The organism is Thalassoroseus sp. (assembly GCF_984380535.1).
Window position 1 is genome coordinate 186,446 of sequence record NZ_CFHRBF010000010.1, and the last position, 21,334, is coordinate 207,779.

Annotated in this window: 17 protein-coding genes; 7 read left to right on the forward strand and 10 right to left on the reverse strand. The window is 53.5% G+C overall.

Features of this window, described 5'->3' with window-relative positions; all coding sequences use genetic code 11:
- Positions 1-163: 163 nt before the first annotated feature.
- A complete protein-coding gene (locus AC5DDB_RS15575; RefSeq protein ID WP_491740659.1) occupies positions 164-1,297 on the forward strand; it encodes a Gfo/Idh/MocA family protein in 1,134 nt (377 codons plus the stop codon).
- A 10-nt stretch (positions 1,298-1,307) separates the two neighbouring features.
- Here AC5DDB_RS15575 and AC5DDB_RS15580 read toward each other — a convergent pair whose 3' ends face one another.
- The 3 genes from AC5DDB_RS15580 to AC5DDB_RS15590 are packed head-to-tail and all read right to left on the reverse strand — an operon-like array spanning position 1,308 to position 4,884.
- Positions 1,308-3,023: a serine/threonine-protein kinase gene (locus AC5DDB_RS15580; RefSeq protein ID WP_491740660.1), complete on the reverse strand. Its 1,716-nt coding sequence runs from the start codon at positions 3,021-3,023 to the stop codon at positions 1,308-1,310.
- Positions 3,001-3,633 carry a sigma-70 family RNA polymerase sigma factor gene (locus AC5DDB_RS15585; RefSeq protein WP_491740661.1) on the reverse strand — a complete coding sequence of 211 codons (633 nt, stop codon included), beginning with the start codon at positions 3,631-3,633 and terminating at the stop codon, positions 3,001-3,003. Before AC5DDB_RS15585 ends, AC5DDB_RS15580 begins: the two co-directional genes overlap by 23 nt.
- Positions 3,634-3,687: 54 nt before the next feature.
- Positions 3,688-4,884, reverse strand: a complete 1,197-nt coding sequence (locus AC5DDB_RS15590) for a C45 family autoproteolytic acyltransferase/hydrolase (RefSeq protein ID WP_491740662.1) — start codon at positions 4,882-4,884, stop codon at positions 3,688-3,690.
- Positions 4,885-5,097: 213 nt separating this feature from the next.
- Between AC5DDB_RS15590 and AC5DDB_RS15595 the strand changes: the two genes are divergently transcribed.
- The 4 genes from AC5DDB_RS15595 to AC5DDB_RS15610 all read left to right on the forward strand — a co-directional run bounded on the left by AC5DDB_RS15595 (position 5,098) and on the right by AC5DDB_RS15610 (position 12,160).
- The gene (locus AC5DDB_RS15595) at positions 5,098-5,862 is read left to right on the forward strand and encodes an exodeoxyribonuclease III (protein ID WP_491740663.1); all 765 of its coding nucleotides are present in this window, start codon (positions 5,098-5,100) and stop codon (positions 5,860-5,862) included.
- A 159-nt stretch (positions 5,863-6,021) separates the two neighbouring features.
- Positions 6,022-8,064: a thioredoxin domain-containing protein gene (locus tag AC5DDB_RS15600; protein ID WP_491740664.1), complete on the forward strand. Its 2,043-nt coding sequence runs from the start codon at positions 6,022-6,024 to the stop codon at positions 8,062-8,064.
- A 63-nt stretch (positions 8,065-8,127) separates the two neighbouring features.
- Positions 8,128-10,500 carry a BatA domain-containing protein gene (locus tag AC5DDB_RS15605; protein ID WP_491740665.1) on the forward strand — a complete coding sequence of 791 codons (2,373 nt, stop codon included), beginning with the start codon at positions 8,128-8,130 and terminating at the stop codon, positions 10,498-10,500.
- A gap of 196 nt (positions 10,501-10,696) precedes the next feature.
- Positions 10,697-12,160: a sigma-54-dependent transcriptional regulator gene (locus AC5DDB_RS15610; RefSeq protein WP_491740666.1), complete on the forward strand. Its 1,464-nt coding sequence runs from the start codon at positions 10,697-10,699 to the stop codon at positions 12,158-12,160.
- Between the two features lie 37 nt (positions 12,161-12,197).
- Here AC5DDB_RS15610 and AC5DDB_RS15615 read toward each other — a convergent pair whose 3' ends face one another.
- Together AC5DDB_RS15615 and AC5DDB_RS15620 are read right to left on the reverse strand one after the other, a co-directional pair.
- Positions 12,198-14,984 carry a response regulator gene (locus AC5DDB_RS15615; protein ID WP_491740667.1) on the reverse strand — a complete coding sequence of 929 codons (2,787 nt, stop codon included), beginning with the start codon at positions 14,982-14,984 and terminating at the stop codon, positions 12,198-12,200.
- Positions 14,985-15,244: 260 nt separating this feature from the next.
- A complete protein-coding gene (locus AC5DDB_RS15620; protein WP_491740668.1) occupies positions 15,245-15,613 on the reverse strand; it encodes a hypothetical protein in 369 nt (122 codons plus the stop codon).
- 524 nt (positions 15,614-16,137) lie between these two features.
- Between AC5DDB_RS15620 and AC5DDB_RS15625 the strand changes: the two genes are divergently transcribed.
- A complete protein-coding gene (locus AC5DDB_RS15625) occupies positions 16,138-16,611 on the forward strand; it encodes a PA2169 family four-helix-bundle protein (protein WP_491740669.1) in 474 nt (157 codons plus the stop codon).
- A 67-nt stretch (positions 16,612-16,678) separates the two neighbouring features.
- On the opposite strand, the gene AC5DDB_RS15630 is transcribed toward AC5DDB_RS15625, so the two are convergent.
- The 5 genes from AC5DDB_RS15630 to AC5DDB_RS15650 all read right to left on the reverse strand — a co-directional run bounded on the left by AC5DDB_RS15630 (position 16,679) and on the right by AC5DDB_RS15650 (position 20,257).
- Positions 16,679-17,158: an ExbD/TolR family protein gene (locus tag AC5DDB_RS15630; RefSeq protein ID WP_491740670.1), complete on the reverse strand. Its 480-nt coding sequence runs from the start codon at positions 17,156-17,158 to the stop codon at positions 16,679-16,681.
- Positions 17,159-17,200: 42 nt separating this feature from the next.
- The gene (locus AC5DDB_RS15635) at positions 17,201-17,611 is read right to left on the reverse strand and encodes an ExbD/TolR family protein (RefSeq protein ID WP_491740671.1); all 411 of its coding nucleotides are present in this window, start codon (positions 17,609-17,611) and stop codon (positions 17,201-17,203) included.
- A 57-nt stretch (positions 17,612-17,668) separates the two neighbouring features.
- Positions 17,669-18,475: a MotA/TolQ/ExbB proton channel family protein gene (locus AC5DDB_RS15640; protein WP_491740672.1), complete on the reverse strand. Its 807-nt coding sequence runs from the start codon at positions 18,473-18,475 to the stop codon at positions 17,669-17,671.
- A gap of 148 nt (positions 18,476-18,623) precedes the next feature.
- Positions 18,624-19,352 (reverse strand): response regulator transcription factor, encoded by a 729-nt coding sequence (locus tag AC5DDB_RS15645; RefSeq protein WP_491740673.1) that lies wholly within the window; start codon positions 19,350-19,352, stop codon positions 18,624-18,626.
- Complete coding sequence (locus AC5DDB_RS15650) at positions 19,349-20,257, reverse strand: sensor histidine kinase (RefSeq protein ID WP_491740674.1); 909 nt, start codon at positions 20,255-20,257, stop codon at positions 19,349-19,351. Before AC5DDB_RS15650 ends, AC5DDB_RS15645 begins: the two co-directional genes overlap by 4 nt.
- A 287-nt stretch (positions 20,258-20,544) precedes the next feature.
- Between AC5DDB_RS15650 and AC5DDB_RS15655 the strand changes: the two genes are divergently transcribed.
- Positions 20,545-21,300, forward strand: a complete 756-nt coding sequence (locus AC5DDB_RS15655; RefSeq protein ID WP_491740675.1) for an ATP-binding cassette domain-containing protein — start codon at positions 20,545-20,547, stop codon at positions 21,298-21,300.
- Positions 21,301-21,334: the final 34 nt, after the last annotated feature.

Below are 21,334 nucleotides of genomic sequence, written 5' to 3' on the forward strand. Positions count from 1 at the left end.
ATAAACCGGACCTAATCTCATCTCTCGTATCGGTTGTTTTTCGATGTGAATTGAGGCAAAGTTTGCCGGTTATTCCGATCAAACGATCTGAACGCAGCAAAATCGAACTTTCTCGGTTTTTTTATCGTTTCGCCTCAAGTTTCCCGATCTTTAAAGGTTTGCCGTGCTCCGTCTGCCTGCGGATTTTCTCTACCTTGGCCATCTCCCCGAACTTCCGCCATTTGAGGATGTGAAGATTGGTTGCATCGGTGCGGGGTTTATCATGGCTGACTGTCACCTTGTCGCGTACCGACAACACGGGCTGCAACCTGTTGCGATCTGCTCGCGAAACGCCCACAAAGCCCAAGATGTTGCTGATCGACATGGGATTCCACTTGTCTATGACTCATACGAGCAGTTGCTCGATGACTCCGCGATCGAAGTGCTCGATATCGCGGTTCCACCGGACATCCAGCCAAAGATCATTCGGGCGGCGGCCAAACGTGGACGCCATCTCAAAGGAATCTTGGCACAGAAGCCGCTCGGGCGAAATTATGCAGAGGCGTCGGAATTGGTCACGCGTTGTGAGGACGCGGGCATTCGGTTGGCGGTCAATCAGAATATGCGGTTCGACCATTCTGTTCGTGCGATGAAACACCTGCTTGAACGCGGGGACATCGGGGAACCGGTTGTCGCAACTTTCGACATGCGTGCGATCCCCCACTGGATGCCCTGGCAAAAACGACAAGGCTGGGTGACGCTAAGAATTATGAGCATCCACCATCTCGATACGTTCCGGTATTGGTTCGGCGAGCCGGAACGTGTTTTTGCCAGCGTGCGACCGGACCCGCGTACCCAGCAGCGTTTCGAACATTCGGACGGAATCGCGATGTATATTTTGGAATATGCGAACGGACTCCGTGTTTCGAGTTGGGACAATGTCTGGTCCGGCCCCAACTTCGATTCTGCAACCGACGCCGACTTGAACGACATCGGCATTCACTGGCGAATCGATGGAACCGAAGGACTGGCCCGGGGCACGATCGGTTGGCCCGCCTACCCCGATCGACAACCTAGCACGCTCGATTTCGTCACGAACCGACAACCAGGCCAATGGTGGAAACCACGATGGAACGAAGTCTGGTTTCCGGATGCGTTCATCGGACCGATGGCGGACTTGCTCACTGCGATAGCCAGCGATCAAAAGCCAATGTTGAACGGTCGTGACAACCTCCGCACGATGGCCTTAGTCGATGCGTGTTACCGATCCGCCAATGAACATCGGGCGGTCGATCCGCGAGAGATTTCCGATGAGTAGTGCGGATGCGTTACAAACGACGGTGATCGAAATGCCGACTGAGGATTCGCACGCGGTAGACCTGAAACGCGACCATGCACCCCTGCAACAATGTCGCGAACACAAAGATCACCGTGTAGTGCAAATGGACCGGAGCGGCATCCGGGCGGACCATTAGCAAAGCGATGACGCCCAGCACAGCCATGATCGTCGTGAACAGGACCAAACGAACTCGAAAGAACAACCCCGAACACGTCACAAGCGCCGGATACGCGACTAACAACGGACCGTACGGTCCTTGCGTCGCCGAAAGAATCAACGTCAGTAACACCACCTCCGTGCCCGACCACAGAAAACGTGTGACGTCGGCAAGGTGATCCCGATGCATCATCTTCTGGAAAACAAGCGAGGACACTCCCCAGAATCCCAGCACGCCCATAATCCAGGCGTGTCGTGAGACGGGAATATCGTCGGCGAACCAATAATTGATCTGTAACACAATCAATGCCAACACGACGCCAACCCACCGAGCCGCCAACGCAGGTTCACGTCGGACCCAACGTTTCACACGTGATACGAAGCCCGAACTTTTCGAGTGTATCGGCTCGCGTCGCAAGTAGCGTTCAAGCTCCTCGGCCAACTGCCCAGCGGACTCGAACCGTGCTGTCGGGTCCTTTTCGAGACACCGGTGACAGATCACTTGAAGTTCGTCGGGCACATCTCGGCAAAGTTGACACAATAATGTCGGTTCGCCTTCGAGCACATCGACGAGTGTGTCCAAGACATTCTCTTGTTTGAATGGCGGGCGACCGCAGAGCAGTTCGTAAAGAATTGCACCGAGACTATAAACATCGCTTCGGGATGAAATTAGCGACATCCGACCGGCAGCTTGCTCGGGAGCCATGTAACTCGGCGTGCCAATAATCGTACCACTTTGAGTTTGGCCGCTATCACTGGAATCGGACAGCATCTTCGCCAGTCCGAAGTCGGTAACGAACGGCGTACCGTTTTGATCGAGAAGAATATTCGAGGGTTTCAGATCGCGATGGAGAATGTCGTTGTCGTGCAGAAATTGCACAGCCTTGGCAACGTCGGCGACAATGGCAGCGGCCTCGTCGAAGGGGAGCGGTTTGTCCTCGATCAGTTGCGTGAGGCTTCTCCCCTCGATGTAGTCCATTGCGAAAAACGGTTGGCCCGCGACTTCGCCGACTTCGTGAATTCCGACGATATTCGGATGCCGAAGTCGTCCCGCCGACCGCGCTTCGGCATAGAAACGTCGGATTTGGTCAGCCGATGCTAGATGGCTATGCAGAATCATTTTGATGGCGACGAACCGATCCAAATCACTCTGCCACGCCTTGTGGACAACACCCATCCCGCCACGTCCCAGTTCTTCGATCAGCCAATATCGGCCGAACTGTTGGGACTCGGGGAGGTCGTCTGGACGCTGCTCCGTCACATTCTGAAATTCCATCGAATCGCTGGAATTCCACAAAATTGTGGAAGCCGATGTCTCACCACTGGGCTCGGATCGGGGATGATCGTCCCCTGCGAAATTTTCCAACTGTTGCAAACAGTCGAAGAGTTCCCGCGCGTCCGGATGATCGGTGACGACCGCCTGCATACTGTCGCCGTCACGGGTATGCAAGGCGTTCACGTAAGCATCGAGCGCGTCAAACAGTTGCTTCTCGACAGCTTCGGATTCCAGTTCCGTAGGGGCGTCTTCATTCGGGTTGGGATTGGTCATTGTCTCGCAAGTGATCTCGGAGTTTCTGCACTGCTCGGGTCCACAACATCTGCGTGGCGGATCGGGATCGACCTAAGTGGTTGGCGATTTGATCGAACGGCAGACGTTGAAGATTCCGCAAGATGATGACTTCCCGATAATCGTTCGGCAACCGCGAGACGGCATCGGCTAATTGCAATTCCATTTCATTTCGGATTGCAGCCTGAGACGGGCTTCGATCCGAGACGGCAGGATCCGGTCCGGACTGATGAGAATTATTTGGCTGCCTACGGTTCCAACTCACCTCGCGATGCTGTTGGCGTTTTAGGGTGCCGCGATAGTGGCGAACAATGTCTTGCGTATTGTGCTTGAGAATCTGTTTCAGCCAAGCTAACCATTCGCCTTCCGATTGACCTTGGAATTGGTCGAAATCCCGATGGGCGTCCAGCATCGTCTGCTGCACAATATCTGAGGAGTCGACCCGTCTTTGTAGCCAACTCTCGACCTGAGCTTCCGCGATCACGCCGACATAACCCCGGCACCGCGCGAACAGTTGGTCACGTGCGTCGGCATCCCCGTTTCTGGCACGAACGATCAATTCCGCGAGCGATGAATCGGAGGCATTCGACATCGGAAGACCCGGTCTGTTGTTCCACCCAGCGACACAGTTCGGTCGCTTACCGATTTACTTCGCAGAGACACTCGTCGGCTGCGAGGCCAATTTTCCGGGAGACCGTTGCAGGAGGTCCGTCAATTGAAAGTAGTAATACGGTTGGTCAGCCGCCGGTTGGCGATCGGGGGCGGCATTGGCGACCCACAGTTTCGTCGACTTCGGTGCAAAAAGGACGTTGTGCAAGTTGGACTTCATCGCAACTCCGCGATCCATCAGGGACAACGCTTTGGGCACGTCGATCTGACCGTGCCCCGCTTGCGTGCGACGTACAAGTTCTTCGTACCGCTCACCGGCGGAGAGCAACGCACAATCTTTGACGGCAGTCGGCAGCAACTCGTGCGAAGTTCCCGGTTTGACAACTTCCAACACATCCCAAGACGCTTCCATTCCGACCGCTTCGTTCGACTTCCCGTCAGCGATGACATAGTAGTATTCGCAGGTCCGCTTGTTGTTGCGGAACACGTTGATGGCATCTTCTAGGGACCCTGCGTTTTCCAGAACTTCCCGCACAAGGAAGGACATCGGCACGCCCGCCCAACGCCCGAATCCGCCGCCACCCATTTCGCCGATCGAAACGTGCTTGGCGTTCATTCCGGTCACCGAACCGATGAAACCGGCGTACGACACGTTCACGAAGGGAATACCACCGTCTGGTTCCGCGACGATAAGCACCGCATGTTCCTGCAGCTTCCAATCGGTTGCATAGTCTAGAACACGACCGTGAAGGAGCGTGCCATCGGTCGTTGCCGAATTCATCAGGGCAAAACCGCTGCAGTGAAACAGCTCAGGAATGAAGTTGCCCAATTCGACCGACCCCAGGGGCATATCCGCGCCGTCTGCGAGTCCCTTGAGCTCTTCGAAGTATTTCTCTGGCACGTAAGAGCGTTGAATCTCAACGATAATGCGAATCATCATTGCCGGCGTAATTTTGACGCCCTTCCATTCGACGAGCGACGTTTTGCCTTTCTGATTGATCAGATAATCGAAGTTCGCCCGCACCGACTCTCGCAAGAGTGTGCCATGCTGAAACCCCATCTCGTACGGCGTCCCCTTGAGGTGTAGCACGCGATAGCCGTTGATCTCTTCCAGCCAGCCTTTGCCACATGTCGCGATTGTTTTGGACTCCGTACCGTCGATGACAGTCGGTTCTGCAAACGTACTCTCTGAGAACAGCAGCACCAACAATGCGGCAACGATAAACCGGGGCATCAGCGAACTCCTCCAAGGGGCGACAAATTCGAATGCCCCAATTATGCCAAAGTCCGCAAGTCGGAACCATCTTGAATCCAGAAATGTCTCGCGACGAGGTTGAATTCCCCACGCAGTTTCCACGAAAGTTTCAACAGTCAGACGACATTTGGGCGACGACCAAGCCTGTGTCATCCAGAATTCCTCAATTCTAAAACCTCAACTCCATTTTTCATGCGTATTACAACTTGGAATGTAAACGGTCTCCGGGCGGCCTTGCGGAAAGGTTTCGCGGAATACTTGTCTGTACTGCAGACCGACGTGCTGATGCTCCAAGAGATTCGTTGTCGACCGGAGCAACTTCCGAACGAATGGGCCGAGCCCGAAGGGTGGCATGTGCATTGGCATCCCGCGGAGCGAGGCGGTTATGCCGGCGTGGCGGTATGGTCGCGTGAACCGTTCGAAGTCATCGGCACTGGTCTCGACGACGAAGACCCTGAAGGCCGCGTACTACGAGTTCGCATCGCAGATACCGATTTTGTCAGTGTTTATTTGCCGTCCGGTTCGTCCGGTGAACATCGACAGGCGGCCAAAGAAGTGTGGATGGAACGCTTTGGCCCGTGGATGGCATCGCGTTATCAGGACGGTCGTTCCGTGATCGTCGGTGGCGATCTCAACATCGCGCACACGGAGCAGGATATCTTTTACGCGAAGGGCAATCAGAAGAACTCGGGCTTCTTGCCACACGAGCGGGCCTGGTTTGGCGAGTTGCTCGCAAGCGGTTGGCGAGATTTTGTTCGTGAGCACTTCGGAGACATCCAAGGCCCGTATTCGTGGTGGTCGAATCGTGGCCGAGCTCGTGAACTCGATCGGGGGTGGCGAATCGATTACCTTTTGGGAAATGCGGAAGCCGCGAGGAATTTCCGCTCCGCTGAAGTTCATCGCGAAGCCGGTCTGACGATTTCCGATCACGCCCCCGTAGTCATCGAGATCGATTGAACCTGGTGCATGACCAGGTCTCCATCTCCGTTTCAGAGGTCCTGTCCAGCTTGAGACTCTCGTGTTGAACGCTTAGGCTGGGAAATGCTCTGGTAATTCTCGACACATCCATGCTGGGACGAGTTCCAGCCGACGTTACTTTTCAGATTGTCAATTGGAATGGCTCACCAACCGTCATCGAACACAAACCGCCTGGCGAACGAAACCAGCCCGTATTTGCTTCAGCATGCGGACAATCCTGTCGACTGGTTTCCCTGGGGGCCGGAAGCACTCGAACTTGCCCGCGAGCAAAACAAACCGATTTTCCTTTCGATCGGTTACTCCGCGTGTCATTGGTGTCATGTCATGGCTCATGAGAGCTTCGAGAATGACGACATCGCGAAACTGATGAACGAGTACTTCGTCAATATCAAAGTCGATCGCGAAGAACGCCCCGACCTCGATCAGATTTACATGAACGCCGTTGTTGCGATGACCGGCAGCGGCGGATGGCCCATGAGTGTGTTTCTTACTCCCAGTGGCGAACCGTTCTACGGCGGCACTTATTGGCCACCGGCACCGAAATTCCAGCGTCCCGGTTTCCCGCAGATATTGAAGGCGGTCCATGAGGCCTGGACGACTCGTAACGAACACGTTCACGAACAAGCCGGCAAATTGACGGCTGCTGTCCGGGAAATGGATTCGTTTGATTCTTCCGCCAGTGAACTTAACGCAGAGTTGCTACCAACCGCAGAGAAAAAACTTCTGAGTTCAGTCGACCAACGTCACGGCGGGTTTGGGTCGGCACCGAAGTTTCCACATCCGTTTGATCTACGTGTGCTTCTTCGCTGCTACAAACGAAGCAACAACGCGGACACACTCGCCGCGGTTACACTGACGCTCGATAAAATGGCGGCAGGCGGAATTTACGATCATCTCGGCGGCGGATTCCACCGCTACTCCACCGATGCCATGTGGCTGGCCCCGCATTTCGAGAAGATGCTCTACGATAATGCCCTGCTCGTGCCGGCGTATCTCGAAGCCTATCAAACCACTGGAAACGATGAATACGCCCGCATTGCTCGGGAAACGCTGGATTACACCCTGCGTGAAATGACGGCCCCTGACGGCGGCTTTTACAGCACACAAGATGCAGACAGCGAAGGTGAAGAAGGCAAGTTCTTTGTCTGGACGCTCGATGAAATTCGCGAGCATCTCGGATCGGAACGTGCCGAGATCTTTGCAAAAGCCTACGACGTCACCGCGAACGGGAATTGGGAAGGAAAGACGATCCTCAATCGGACCACGCACGGCTTGGGCTTCTCGGATTCCGAAAACGACCTGCTAGCCGATTGCCGACAGATTCTTTACGACGTCCGCGAACAACGTATCAAACCGGGACGCGACGAGAAGATTCTCACATCGTGGAACGGTTTAATGATCGCAGCAATGGCGTTGGGAGCACGTGTGCTGGGCGATACTCGTTACGCGAACGCTGCAGAGAACAGTGCCGCATTCCTATTAGATTCTCTCTGTAACCACGATCACCACTTGCTCCATAGCTATAAAGACGGTCGAGCCCGGTTCAATGCGTATCTCGATGACTATGCCTGTTTGATTGACGGTCTTGTCGAACTGTACCAGACGACGTTCAATAATCGTTGGATCGAAGCAGCAGTCGCGTTGGCGGACCGCATGCTGGAGCAATTTGCCGATACCGAGCACGCCGGATTTTTCTATACGAGCGTTGATCACGAACAGTTGATTGTGCGGCAGAAAGACAGTCAAGACAATGCAACGCCATCCGGGAACGCAATGGCTGCGACCGCCTTACTGAAGTTGTCGCGACTCACCGGACGTTCCGAATGGGAAGACGTAGCGGTCCGCACTCTGGAAATGTTCGCGGGACAAATGATGTATGCGCCGTCGGCATCGGGACAGTCCATCATCGCCTTCGATTTCCTGACCGGTCCCACGCACGAATGCGTGCTGTTCGCTGATTCTACAGACATCTATCTTCGAGAACTCCACAAACGATTCGTTCCGAACAAAGTCGCGGTCGCCGCGAGTTCTGCGGATTCCCTGAGCACGGTTGTTGAACCATTGATCGACGGAAAAACGATCGTCGATGGCCAACCCACGCTCTATGTTTGCGAACTCGGAGTTTGCAGCCAACCCGTTGTCGGCGACGATGCCGTGCGGGATACTCTACAAACGCTCTAAACTGTAATAATCGAAAACGTCGCCTGCTAACATTGCCCAGACGAAGACCGCGAACGTTCCACCATGAACCACTTTTTCAATCCGGCGATGCTATTGGGATTGCTCGGCTTATCCTTGCCGATTCTCGTGCATCTCATCAGTAAACGCCGGTATGACATCGTGCAATGGGGGGCGATGCAGTTTCTCGAACTCGGTCGCAATCAGCGTCGAAAACTGCGTCTGGAACAGCTTCTGTTGATGCTGCTACGGATGGCGTTGATCGCGTTGATTGTCTTTGCGTTGGCTCGACCGTGGGTGAGCAGTCGTTGGTTTTCTTCGCTGGCGGAACGGAAATCACGAGACATTGTGCTGGTGATCGACAGCTCCTACAGCATGGGTTTTGAAGGGGGAGGACTCACGCCACATCAAGCGGCGATCCGTTGGGCGCACCGGTTCCTCGATGAACTTCGCGGTGGCGACACAATCACTTTGATCGATTGTCGTGATCAGGTACGCACAATCATTCCGACACCGACCCACGATATCGAACTCGTTCGCGAAGAACTCGACGCGATCCCCTCACCGTCGGGGTCTTCCGATTTATCAGCAGCCGTTGCGACTGCGGTCAACATGCTGAGCCAAGGCACAAACACTTCGCGAGAGGTGGTGGTTCTCACCGATGGTCAGGCACTTGGATGGCGGGCCCAAGAAAACTCGACATGGGCACGTGTGGACGATGCGGTCGCACAAGCGAAGTTTCCACCGCGAATTTGGGTGGCCGACGTCACCAAGATCGATGACGCCCATGCCGACCCGACCGCCATGTCCGAACGGGCCAACTACATGGTCGACCGCATTGAACTTTCCCGGGAATTGACAGTTCCCAGTTTTCCGATCCGTCTGCAAACGAAGATCAGCCGATACGGATCGGGAGCGGGGCAATCGGTGCGTCAAGTGGACTTGGAAGTCGACGGTCAACGCCTCGCCGACCAACGTCGTACGATCTCTTTAGCCCCTGGCGAGGAAGAGACGCTCGAGTTCGAATATCGGTTTCCGACCGTCGGTTCGCACCTTGTGAGTGTCATTGTCGAGAACGACGCGTTGCCCGGCGATAACCGAACGGATGCGGTTGTGGTCGTCGAGAAAGCGTTGCCGGTCTTGCTGATCGATGGCGATTCATCACTCGAACCGACTCAAAGTGAAACGTTCTTCCTTCGGGCAGCATTAACGCCATCCGTCGCGGAAACCCCGTTGATTCAGGCCACAACGATTCCCGTTTCCACATACATCGCACAACCTCCGAATCTCGAAGATTACCGTGCCGTTGTGCTTGCAGATGTCCGGCAACTACCAGCGAATGAATGGAAACGGCTCGAGAATTACGTGCAACGCGGTGGGGGAATGTTTGTCACCTTGGGAGACCAGGTCGATTCAGCCCACTATAACTCGAACGGCTTCGCAGGCGGGAACGGTTTGGTGCCTTATCGTTTGACGAACATTCAAACCGATGACGCCGGCGTGAACGTACTCAACGGGAGTTTGGACTCGACTTGGCTGACAATGCATCGTCAAGATAAAGGCGGAGAATTGCACACGGTGCGGTTTCAAAAATGGTGGGGCACAGAACTTCCGCCCCCTGCTCAACCGCTAAACGAAGACGAAATTGAAGCTCTTCCGACTGTGGCAGCTCAGATTGCATCCGGTGAACCTTGGCTGATCGAAAAACGCTTCGGCTCTGGACGCGTGGTAATGGCGACGTCCCCCTGCGACTTACGATCCGGCTGGAATACATTGGCCGCCAGGCGGGACGTTTTTGTGCCATTGATGCATGAATTGCTCTTTTATCTTGCGGGACAACGCTCCGGACGCAACACGGAATCCGGCTATCCAATCGGAATGCCGGTCGATTCCAATGTGGATTCTTCCCAGTACGTGTTCCGCGACCCTGCCGGTAACGATCGTCCACCGACGCCGATTGAAGATGAATACGGTCGGCTCTCGCTCCGTTTGAACGATACGGACTTGCCCGGCGTCTATCGCTTACTCGACAATCCGCAGGCGATTAGAAACCCGCCCGAGTACTTCGTCGTCAATTTCGACCGAAGCGAATCGGATTTGACGCCGCTCACCGAAGCGGATCGTCTATCGCTTGAACGGGATGGTCGGTTGAGTTTTCTGTCCGGACGTGATGAACTCATCGATCGACTTTACGATGACGCCCCGAATGTCGAGTTGTTTCGATTTCTGATGTTGGCATTCCTCGCGATTTTGGTCGGCGAGGTGTTTATGACCCGCCGCCTCGTCCAAGGCGGTCATGCCGAGTTAGATGAACATCTTGTCGCGGCAACCGTTACGCCCGAAAATTTCGCCAATCAAAACGGCTCTACGGAAGACGCCAGCCAGCAAAATTGGGATGCAACCCGAGACGAAGAAGACGAATTCACTCGAAATTGGTAAACTCGACGTAAGTTACCTCTGCTCGTTAGATCGAACAACACTCCTCTGACGCAATTGAAGTCGGAACATTTCGGAATTGATCGGATAGTGATTCGATATTCTTGGACGTTTCCGTTCCTGCAGATTATGATCTGTGGTGTCGTTTTGGAAGGGTTTGTTCAGGTGGTTTAGCTTGCTTCTTTTAGAAGGCGAATGAATGGCGGCTGTTCTCGTCGTTGACGACGATCGTACGATTCTCCATCAAATCCGCAAATCGTTGTCGGATTACGAAGTGCTTACGGCGAACAACGCGGCCACGGCTCTGTCGGTCATCCGCGACGAGCGGCCGGATTGCGTGCTGCTCGACATTATGTTGCCAGGGACTTCGGGACTCGAAATCTTCCGCGAGATTCATTCGATCGATAGCAAGCTCCCCGTGATCTTCATCACTGCCGGGAGTAGTAGTGAAACCGTCATCGAAGCCATGCAACTCGGTGCGTTCGATTACCTCGTCAAACCACTCGACTTGCCGAGTGTCACTCAGCTCGTCAAAAAAGCGTTGGACACGCGTCGACTGATGAATACGCCGGTCGCGATCGGCAAAGGCGAAGATTCAGCACACAACTCCGATTTGCTCGTCGGTCGCAGCGACAAAATGGTCGCCGTCTACGCTCAGATCGGGCGAGTCGCCGCTCAGAATGTTACGGTCCTCATTCGCGGCGAAAGTGGAACAGGGAAAGAGTTAGTCGCGCGAGCAATCTATCAGCACAGTCCGCGGGTCAATAAGAGCTTTATGGCCGTCAACTGTGCGGCCCTGCCCGATGCATTGCTGGAAAGCGAACTGTTCGGTCACGAAAAAGGCGCGTTCACTTCGGCTGATTCCCGACGAATCGGGAAGTTCGAACAATGCGACGGCGGAACGATTTTCCTCGACGAAGTCGGTGATATGGCACCGCTTGTTCAAAGCAAAGTTCTGCGGCTGCTCCAAGAGCAGAAATTCGAACGGGTCGGTGGCAATCAAACGCTGCAAACCGATGTTCGCATCATTGCCGCCACGAACCGAAACCTCGAGGAAATGGTCGAAGACGGCAGTTTCCGAGAAGACCTATTCTACCGTCTCAACGGATTTACGATCAACCTTCCTCCGCTCAGCGAACGTGGTGGCGATCTCGAAATCTTGATCAAGTATTTCCTCACGCGACTCAGTCCCGAATTGGGCAAAGACCTAATCGAAGGCATTTCACCTGAAGCGGGTGATCTGCTGAAAAAATACTCCTGGCCGGGTAACGTTCGAGAGTTGCAAAGCGTCATTCGTCAGTCATTGCTCAACGCAACGGGAACAGTCATCGTCCCGGACTTTCTGCCTGCGAAAGTCAGAAGTTCGCAAGATAAGCCCAGCTCGACTGCATCGGGCGAAAGCCCACAACCGATGGGTAGCCCGGAAAGCGACCTTGCCGGTTTTGTGCGTCAGCATCTCTCTCGTGATACGCAGAATCTGCACGAACAAACGATCGATTTCGTCGAGCGTTACCTATTGGGACGCGTGCTCGATTTCACGTCTGGGAACCAATCGCAGGCATCGCGAATCTTGGGAATCACGCGGGGAAGCTTGCGAAACAAAATTCGCTCTTTGGGGATTTCCATCGAACAAGTGATCAATGTCGATGACGATTTAGAGTAACGCACCGTTCCCCTGTATTGGCTGCTAGCGGTGCTCTTCACGAGTCGAATAATTCGGCTCGATTCTCCAATGCGAGTTCGGCTGCCTCGACCATTCGTCGACTGCGACGTTCCAGCTTAGGAACCAACGCGATCGCAGCGTCGATATGCCCGGTATGTGCGAGCTCTTGAATTCTGGCAGCTAATTCAGACACCGTTTGCGACGAATCGAAATTCGATAGCAAGCCCTTTAAGCTATGGGCATCGCGCTCTAGCGTTTCTAAATTGCGTTCCAAGGAACTTTGGCGAATTTGTTCGAGCAATGGTGGAATGTCTTCGATAAAGAATTCCAGCATGTCGGCCAGTAGAGACTTATCGCCACCTAGCCGGGTCAAGGCACCGTCGAGGTCAAGTAATTCGTCGGATGGTCTGGCGTCCCAGGAATAGGTGTCCATTCCGGTGCGTTCCTCAGTTTGATGGTCTCGAAAGCCGTGGCCCTCGATGAGTGTAATCAGCTTACGGGCGTCGACGGGTTTCGAAAGATATCCATCCATCCCAGCAGCCAAACATTTTTCTCGATCACCTCGCATCGCGTGAGCAGTCATGGCGATGATCGGAATGTTGCGGAGTTGCTCGTCCGACAATTCACGAATGCGGGCCGTTGCTTGCAGACCGTCCATGATTGGCATCTGGACATCCATTAGCACCAAGTCAAACCCCCGAGCATCCTCGGTGATGTGTTCTAGAGCACTGCGTCCATTTGTCGCCACCTTAACAGAATGCCCGCGCTTTTCCAAAAGCTTAACGACAACCTTCTGATTTGCGGGCGTATCCTCAGCTAGGAGAATTCGCAACTTTCGATGAGCAGGTTGCTGCAGCTCTTTCTGAAATTGCGGTGTTTTCCTTAATGGACTTTCCCCCAAAAATGACGCAATTGTGTCCCACAGGTCCGATTGGGTAACCGGCTTCTCCAAGAATGCATCGATTGAAAGGTCTTTAATGCGATCGCGGAATGTCTGCCGATCTGCTGACGACAGCATGAGCACTGTCGATTCCGCGAACTCAGGATGCTTCTGAATTCGCTCCGCCAGGGTGAAGCCGTCGACCTCTGGCATTAAAGCGTCAAGAATGACTAACGGAAATGGTTCGCCATTCTCCTGTTGGGTGTTGAGCAGTTTGAGTGCTTCTTTCCCACTGGAAACGGTGACCGGTTTCATCGACCAACCTTCCAACGTCCGTTCGAGCATCTTACGACTGGTCTGATTGTCATCGACAATCAGCACCGGCATGTTCTCGATGGAGGAAAGTTGGACGTCGTCGGGGCCACTCATATCGGCTAATTGTTGGGACACGCGAAACTTCGCATCGAACGTAAACGTGCTACCGCGACCCAAGTCACTTTTGAGAGTCAGTTTGCCGTCCATCAATTCGACAAGCTGCGTTACGATGGCTAATCCCAGACCGGTGCCGCCATAGGTTCTCGTCGACGAAGCATCGGCCTGGGTGAACGGCGCGAATATCTTTGCTTGATGTTCCGCCGCGATTCCGATCCCCGTATCCCGAACTTGGAACCGCAAACGAACCACATCATTACGCCGTTCCGCGAGCGATACACTCAATTCGACCTCGCCGGAATCCGTGAATTTCACTGCGTTCGATAGCAAATTGGAAATTGCCTGTCGCAATCGCAGCGAGTCTCCAACCAACGACAAAGGCACGCCGCGATCGATGTTACAGATTAATTCCAATCCCTTTTCGTAGGCCGGCAAGCTCACCGCCTTCATGGTAGTGTCAACGATATCTTGAAGCTCAAACGGAGCGTTCTCGATTTCAAAATTGCCGGAATCGAGTTTGGAGAAGTCTAAGACATCGTTGAGTAGATCCATCAGCACGCCAGCTGACGTCCGGATCGTTTGAAGATAATCGCGGAGTTCATCGGAAAGATCGAAATCCAACGACAGGTCGGCCATCCCGATGATGGCATTCATCGGAGTTCGCAACTCGTGACTGACGTTGGCCAAAAACTCGCCATGTGCGCGGCTGGCTCTTTCCGCCTCGTCTTTGGCGATCTTCAATTCCTGCTCGCGTTGTACCCGGCGGCTGATGTCGCGTTCGATCGTAGAAACCAGCACCATGTTCCCGTTGATATCGAGAATCGGCGACATGGTCAGACTGACGTGAATCCGTTGGCCATCCTTGCGAACACGGATCGTTTCCCGGTTGCGAACCAATTTTCCGCGGAGCAAAGTTTGACGAAACCTCGCGGCCTCTGCCAAACGGTCGGAGGGTACGACCAGTGAAATATGTTGGCCGACGGCTTCTTCGGACGTATAGCCGTAGATTTTTTCCGCACCGGCATTCCAGTCGACAATCCGATCATCAAATGTCTTCGCAATGATGGCATCGTCGGACGATTCGACTAGGGCTGCTAAACGTGCTTGCTGGGCATTGACGCGGCGTTGTTCGGTCACGTCGAAGAACACCAACAGCACCTTGTCGGGTTTGGTGTTCGGCTTCGCCACGAGCGGCTGAGAGTTAACGACGAAACTCCGCCGACTGCCACTGGCCAGACGCATCTCAAGTTCGCAATTTTGAGCAGGTCGTGACCGTTGGAATGTCTCGGCAATCAACTTCTGCAGCGGTTTGGAGTCCGCAGGAGAATTCGGGAGTGCCAGAATCGAACGTCCACGCGAGTCGTCCCAATCCCACTGAAACAGGTCGAGCAGAGTCGAATTACACCAAAGCAACCGTTGCCGGTCATCAATGATCAACAACGGTGTCTGGATGGTTTCTAAGATCTGCGGGGTGTGGTGTTGCCACCATTCCGCTGTCAGTGGATCCGGCATTGAATTCTCACATTGCTCATCTCATCCTCGCAAACTGCGGCGACGATGTCGTCAGGGCCTCCATCGTATCTCATGACGAGCCAATTGATCTACCGTACCTTACACGACAATTCTGTCTGGCACGTTGACACACGATTCAGGCACATCGGACGACCTCGCTGCAATCGTGTGCGACGTCCGTCAAGGTGGTGCGATCAGTCTTACGCCGGGCAAAGCCACGCAAAACTCACCCATCTTTAGGCACACAGCCCCGACATACACTACGCATGGGAGGAAAGCTGACGATCGACGCGGTACTCCTCGTAGGTAGACCCGGTTTCGGGCCGCGCGACTGGCCGATCACGATTTTGCTTCCGTTCGTGCTCGGACAGTTCCTTCGCCTCATCAATTTCGGCGCGATCGGCCTCCCGGTTGAGCTTAATGTACTGATAACCTGCAAAGGTCATGACAAGCCCAGTACAAACGATGGCAACTGCGACATACGCCCAACCGCTCATCAGTTCAGGGGCGAGCAAATACAGTAACCATGTCGCACTCCAAATGACGAGCGCCGCACCGATTGCGATGTAACGGATTGCGACTCCGTTATTTTCTTTTTCATGGTCGTGTTTAGCAAGTGATCGATTCATGGGAAATCTCACTGTTAAGAACTACGTTGGTTGATGAAGAATGGAATTGCAAATAGCGTTCCTTTTTCCGTATGCAACCGCGAATTCATGGCACCCTGAGACAGGGGGAGATTTAATGCGATATATAACGCATTATACATCATGGGTTTACGATCGGTTTTCATGAAAAAGCTCAACAGCAGGTGTCGAAGACGACGGAGGAATTGGTCCAAAACCGCATATCGAAAAAATCATGCCAGTTCACCGACCATGATGATTGATTCACAACCAATATTGACACGGAACAATGAATTGGCGGAGTACGATTCTCATCTCTCATTTTTCATCTTTAACCTTTTTTCGGAACGTATAAGTAGTAGGGGTTTGGCTTATTAGGCTACTCATCAGACAAATTCACGGTTCATTCTAAAATTGGTACGGACTTTGCAACTCCCGTTAACAATGTGAAATACGGCTGACCTGACAATGTCAATGGTTTGGCAGAGTCTTGGTTGATGCCATTCAACAGAATACGGAGTGCAACAATGAGTTTGGAAACGAAATCCGATTTGCGAGAAGAAACGATCAACGGCCTTCAGAAGCTAATTCGCTACAACATCGATTCCTATGATGGATTCCGCGAAGCCGCTGACGAAGTCGAAGATGCCCGGCTGAAAACGCTATTCCAAGCCATCGCTCAGGAACGATCTGAGATGGCCACCGAACTGCAAAACTACGTCGAGTGGAACGGCAAAGACGCGGAAGACGATGGCTCGGTCATGGCTGCAATGCACCGGATTTGGCTCGACGTTCGTGCCTTGTTCAGCGACGGCGATTCCTACTCAATTCTCGCAGAAGCCGAACGTGGTGAAGACGAGATTAAAGAGGCTTACGAAGAAGTGTTGAAAGACACCGCTGGTAGCGCGATGAACGATGTCATCCAAGCCCAGTACGTTCGCGTCAAGAAACAACACGACCAGATTCGCGACCTTCGCGATGCCTTCAAAGCTGCAAAATAAATCGCTTCCATTCGAAGTGAACAGTAACAGCCGCCGGGTTTGAATAACCGGTGGCTGTTTTTTTGTCTCACTTACGTGTTCCGGGAATCAGCTCGGATCGATCGGCGGCATACTGAATACTTTCGAACCCAGCGGCTCGGCATGCGTCATCGACACGCACCCAATCCCCGGCGACAACATCCCCATCGACATCGAGAATCACCGGGCTGTCAGCCGCGATTTCACCAAGACTCTTGAGCGCAGATTCAAGGTCGTCCAAACTCTGAAACTCGCGTTGATTCAACTCCACAAATGTCGCATTCCCCGTCGGACTCGGATACAGCTTGAGCCATAGTTCCGTGACCGTCGGATCCGGTTCGGTGGGTGGATTGAGATCGATCGTCTCCGTCGTACCTTGCGAAAGATCGATGCCCAATAGCGACTCGGGTTTGCTTCCCAGCGACGCGCAGACAAAGAAAATCAGCAGCAAAAAAACGACGTCGATCATCGGCGTCATGGCTTGGTCTGACCGAAGGCTGCGATCGCGACGAGAGTTAGGCACACGCATGGACGTCGGTTCCTCGTGCGAGATATTTCTACCTCACACACGCTATTTCAATGTGACTGCATACTTGAAGGTCACGCCAAACTTGGCACATGCAATCATGATTGGTTCGACAAACCGGAACGGAACTGTTTTGTCAACTCGCAAATGAACCTCCAACCGGTTGCCTTGCTCTCGTTTCGCGACCTGAACCAGATGGTCGAACTCGGCCGCATCGACCGTGCGACCACGCACTCGCCACTCACGATCCGCCGTGACCGTGACCACCATAGGCAAGGCCTGCGGATCGTCGATCTCTTCTTGAGTTGCTTCCGGCAGATCGACGGGGTCGGCGTTGTCACTACGGACGAAGTGGCTGGCAACCAGGAAGAAGATAATCAGCAGGAAGACAATATCGATCAACGGCGTCACGTTGAATCGTAAACTTGTTCGTGATTGGCGGGTTGGAATCCGCATTGTCGAACCACTTCGTCAAGGCAAATTGCAGAGTAGGAAACGATCGAGACCGTCGATTTATGGTGTTTCACTGCTGCGACGTCGTTGAGCATTGGCGCGACGACGTTGAATGAGTTGGCGTCGATAATCTGCAAAGACCTGTTCGGCAGTTAGCGAACTTTCCGCGACTAACTCGTCGATCCGGTTGCGGAAGAATGCGAACGCAGCGAACGCCGGCACAGCGACGCTCAGCCCAAGTAACGTGGTGACGAGTGCCTTATAAATCCCCGGTGCCAGCTCCGAAACTTGGGGGTTCGATTTGGCTTCGAATTCCAAGAACGCGTTGATCATGCCCCACACGGTTCCGAGAAGCCCGAGCATCGGGGCCAGTGTGCCGATGACGTTCAGATACTCGATCTTGCGGAACAACCGAGCCGACTGTTCCGTCGCAGAGTCTTCCATCGCTTTTTCGATCGACGAATAATCGATTTCCGCTTCGGAAACACCTGCCGCAATCACACTCCCCAGAAAACTCGGATGATCCAGACAAACCTGTTTGACTTCGTTGAATTGTCCCTGAAGAATCAGATTATGGGCGTTCTCCGCGAGTCCCTTTGGCATCAATGCCGTTCGTCGAATGCTTAGCAGGTGCTCGACGACCAACGCCACCGTCGCAACGCTCAGCCCAACAATGATCACACCAATCAGTCCGCCCGCTCGGAATAATTCGCGAAGATCGAGTTCTCCGTCAGTCGCAGGATTTTCGGGCGGTGCTGTCGCTCCTGCTTCCTGGGCCAATGCGACACCACCCAGCCAACACAAGGCTAACCCGCTCGCAATTAGCAGCCGTTTCCAAGGCAATCGACAGTCAACAATAGGTCGCATTCCATGCTCTTTCTGAAACCATCTTCGTGGGGACAAGACGGTATTCCACTCCAGCCAAGCTCGTCAATTCTCACGGACGCGTGTGATGAATTGTGCAAACGATAACTGTTGACGCATTGGAATCAAAGCCGAGTTTTCACAGCGTGGACTATACATCGGGTTTGACGAAACGGTAGCCGGTGCCTCGGACCGAAAGGATGTAACACGGTTCCGCAGGATTTGGTTCTAACATTTTTCGCAACCGTAGCACGAAATTGTCGATCGTTCGCGTTGCCAACTCTTCGGATTCGCCCCAAACATCTTTGAGAATTCGCGAGCGACTCAGGACGCGGCCCTCATGTTCGATGAAATAATTGAGTAACTCGGCTTCACGACCTGTGAGTTCATGCACCGTCTCCCCGACAGTCAATTCAAATCGGCCGAGATCGAAGCGGACATTGCCAAACTCGTAAATTTGGTCTTGGACTTGCTCCCCTTTCGCAGGACCTTCCGACGGTGCATGATGCGAGCGTTGATTGACCAGATTGCGAACACGACTGAGTAGTTCCCGCAGATCGAAGGGTTTTGTCAGGTATTGATTGGTTCCCGCATCGAAGGCGGCCGAGCGGTCTTCACTCAATGAGCGAGCACTCAGCACCAAGATCGGAAGGTCCGGTCGCAACGCGCGAATTCGACGACACGCTTCGTAGCCACTCATGCCGGGTAACATCAGGTCGAGCACAATGACATCGAAATCGGACGGCAGCTCTTGTTGTTCGAAGAGGTCGACCGCCGATCGTCCGTCCGCCACGTGGGTCACTTCGTAGCCTTCTTGCTCGAAGTTGAATTTTAGGCCGGTCGCCATTGCGTCTTCGTCTTCGACGATCAAAATTCTCATTCCACGGTCCTCCCGGGCAGATCGACTTCAAAGATTGTGCCAATCTGGTCTGGACCTTCGCGAACTTGAATGCGTCCTTTCAGAAATCCGACCAGGGTTTTGACAATGTATAGCCCTAGGCCGGTACCTTTTTGCTTGCGTTCCAATTCGTTGCCGGCGCGAAAAAAGATTTGAAAGATCTTCTTCCGCAACTTGGCCGGCACACCGGTTCCGTTGTCGATAATGCGGACAATCACACGGTCACGACCGCGTCCGACGGCTTCGACCACCACTTTCGGGGGAGTGCCGGCGTATTTGATCGCGTTGTCGAGCAGATTCGAGAAGATCGTTTCCAAAAGCAATCGCCGCCCATGAACAACGCACTGCTGCATGTTGTAGACCATCACATTTTCACTATCGATCTTATGACGCACACAGGCGGTCTCGGCAGTCTTCTTCAGAAGTTCCGGCACATCGATGTCTTCCGGTTCGGTCTCGCGTCCTAATTCATCCAAACGACCGACCTCGAGCAAATGGCTGATCAACTGATCCAGCCGTCGCAGTTCTCCTTCCATCACGTTGTAAAAGGAATTGCGTTGCGAGTCGTCGAGATTCCGGATCTGAAGCGTTTCGAGGTACAACCGCAACGATGCGATCGGCGTTTTCAATTCGTGGGTGACGCTATCGACAAAGTTGGACTGCTGCTGGCTGACGCGAACTTCTTTGATCGTCAGCACCATGTAGAACGTCAAACCGACCAAGACCACCGCGAATGCGACCGTGCCAATGGTTAAAACCGGCCATTCCTGAAAACTGGCCGCCAACACGATCCATCCGATCATCAGCGCAATGTTCAACATCATCAGCGAAATGCTGATTGTGATCGGCCAATGGAGTGTGCGGCGTTTTCGTCTCAACGGGGGCATTTGCGACAACCGGACGCAAACAATTCTAGAATCTTGGAAAAAATGAGATGGCCAGTCAGCCTCTGTCAGTTTAACAGGCCAAAATGAATGGAAAAACGATCGGCGAGCAAAAAATTGACGCTGCGTTTCATAGATCATCTGACATGGTCGTCTGAAAGTGGCCTCCTTCACTGATATCGATGCGCCTAACGATTGCCGGGAACTGGCGAGAACATGATGCCTGATGACAGCAAGTGTGCTAAACTTACTGGATCAGCACGCCCTTTGAGAAATAGGACGAGCGTTCGATGATTCATGTCCAAAACTTGACCAAACGGTTCAACGACCCGTCGGCGAAGGTGAATGCCGTCGACGGTGTCAGCTTCGACGTCCGTCCTGGCGAGATCTTCGGTTTGCTGGGACCGAACGGTGCCGGGAAAACCACCTGCTTACGGATTCTGAGTACCGTATTGCGACCGAGCGGCGGACTTGCGGAAGTCGCCGGTTACAATGTGGCGACGAACCCCGCAGACGTTCGCGCCAACATTGGGTTCCTTTCTGGGAACACGGGAATCTACGATCGCATGACAGCATTCGAAATGGTGGAGTACTTTGGCCGACTCTACGGCTTGGATGAAGAAACGCTGAAAGAACGCATTAACACCATCTTCGATACGCTACAGATTCACGATTTCTCCGACGTGCTTGGTTCCAAAATGTCGACCGGGATGAAACAAAAAGTCTCGATTGCCCGAACGATTATCCACGACCCACCCGTGCTCATTTTTGACGAGCCGACCTTGGGGTTAGATATTCTCGTGGCTCGGAACGTTTTGAACCAAATCGCAATGCTTCGTGAGCAAGGGAAATGCATCATCTTCTCCACGCATATCATGCGGGAAGTCGAGAAGCTCTGTGATCGAATCGCGATTATTCACCGGGGTCGCATTTTGGCGATGGGAACGAAAGAGGAACTCGAGGAACAACATCATGAGCAGGATGTCGAAGAGTTGTTTTTCGATCTCATCACCGAGCACGATCGCGCAAAGGCGTTGACCGAATAACCACACGCACACACTTGATGGATGCGACATTGGT

Bases quoted from the DNA above. Each gene is read 5' to 3' on its own strand.
- AC5DDB_RS15580 (WP_491740660.1), bottom strand. From the start codon at position 3,023: ATGACCAATCCCAACCCGAATGAAGACGCCCCTACGGAACTGGAATCC.
- AC5DDB_RS15585 (WP_491740661.1), bottom strand. From the start codon at position 3,633: ATGTCGAATGCCTCCGATTCATCGCTCGCGGAATTGATCGTTCGTGCC.
- AC5DDB_RS15590 (WP_491740662.1), bottom strand. From the start codon at position 4,884: ATGCCCCGGTTTATCGTTGCCGCATTGTTGGTGCTGCTGTTCTCAGAG.
- AC5DDB_RS15595 (WP_491740663.1), top strand. From the start codon at position 5,098: ATGCGTATTACAACTTGGAATGTAAACGGTCTCCGGGCGGCCTTGCGG.
- AC5DDB_RS15600 (WP_491740664.1), top strand. From the start codon at position 6,022: ATGGCTCACCAACCGTCATCGAACACAAACCGCCTGGCGAACGAAACC.
- AC5DDB_RS15605 (WP_491740665.1), top strand. From the start codon at position 8,128: ATGAACCACTTTTTCAATCCGGCGATGCTATTGGGATTGCTCGGCTTA.
- AC5DDB_RS15610 (WP_491740666.1), top strand. From the start codon at position 10,697: ATGGCGGCTGTTCTCGTCGTTGACGACGATCGTACGATTCTCCATCAA.
- AC5DDB_RS15615 (WP_491740667.1), bottom strand. From the start codon at position 14,984: ATGCCGGATCCACTGACAGCGGAATGGTGGCAACACCACACCCCGCAG.
- AC5DDB_RS15620 (WP_491740668.1), bottom strand. From the start codon at position 15,613: ATGAATCGATCACTTGCTAAACACGACCATGAAAAAGAAAATAACGGA.
- AC5DDB_RS15625 (WP_491740669.1), top strand. From the start codon at position 16,138: ATGAGTTTGGAAACGAAATCCGATTTGCGAGAAGAAACGATCAACGGC.
- AC5DDB_RS15630 (WP_491740670.1), bottom strand. From the start codon at position 17,158: ATGCGTGTGCCTAACTCTCGTCGCGATCGCAGCCTTCGGTCAGACCAA.
- AC5DDB_RS15635 (WP_491740671.1), bottom strand. From the start codon at position 17,611: ATGCGGATTCCAACCCGCCAATCACGAACAAGTTTACGATTCAACGTG.
- AC5DDB_RS15640 (WP_491740672.1), bottom strand. From the start codon at position 18,475: ATGCGACCTATTGTTGACTGTCGATTGCCTTGGAAACGGCTGCTAATT.
- AC5DDB_RS15645 (WP_491740673.1), bottom strand. From the start codon at position 19,352: ATGAGAATTTTGATCGTCGAAGACGAAGACGCAATGGCGACCGGCCTA.
- AC5DDB_RS15650 (WP_491740674.1), bottom strand. From the start codon at position 20,257: ATGCCCCCGTTGAGACGAAAACGCCGCACACTCCATTGGCCGATCACA.
- AC5DDB_RS15655 (WP_491740675.1), top strand. From the start codon at position 20,545: ATGATTCATGTCCAAAACTTGACCAAACGGTTCAACGACCCGTCGGCG.